This is a genomic window from Mesorhizobium sp. M7D.F.Ca.US.004.03.1.1 (assembly GCF_003998635.1).
Classification (GTDB): Bacteria; Pseudomonadota; Alphaproteobacteria; order Rhizobiales; family Rhizobiaceae; genus Mesorhizobium; species Mesorhizobium loti.
The window spans coordinates 1-380 of the sequence record NZ_RZQG01001890.1; the positions used below are offsets into that span (position 1 = coordinate 1).

1 protein-coding gene is annotated in these 380 nt (G+C 57.1%); it reads right to left on the reverse strand.

Annotation, left to right across the window (positions count from 1 at the left end):
- On the reverse strand, positions 1-380 hold a 380-nt coding region (repB, locus tag EN935_RS40550), incomplete at both ends, for a plasmid partitioning protein RepB (protein ID WP_127374475.1).

A 380-nucleotide genomic window follows, 5' to 3' on the forward strand; every position in this document is an offset into this window, starting at 1 on the left:
ACTGATACCATCTTTGATACCGCAGCGGCGTTCGAGGCCAATGCTGACGAGATCACATCTCTGTCGTACCCCAAATCCTCAAGACGCTTTGCGAACATCGCCTTCTCGATGAAGCTAAGATTTGCACGAGCGGAATTCTCCTGACCCTGGGCAATTACATGGGCCCTGTCGTCGATCTCCTTGACGACTGCCCTTACCTTCCGTCCCAGCTCACGAGCGACCCGGACTCTGCGGTGGCCGAAGACAATCATGTAGCGGCCGTCGGAGCCTGGATGCGGACGGACAAGTATGGGAGAATCCTGCCCCCTTTCCCGAATAGCTTCCAGCAGCTCTTGGTACTGCTCCTGGTCGTCACCCATGCGGTCGGAAACGAACGAGCC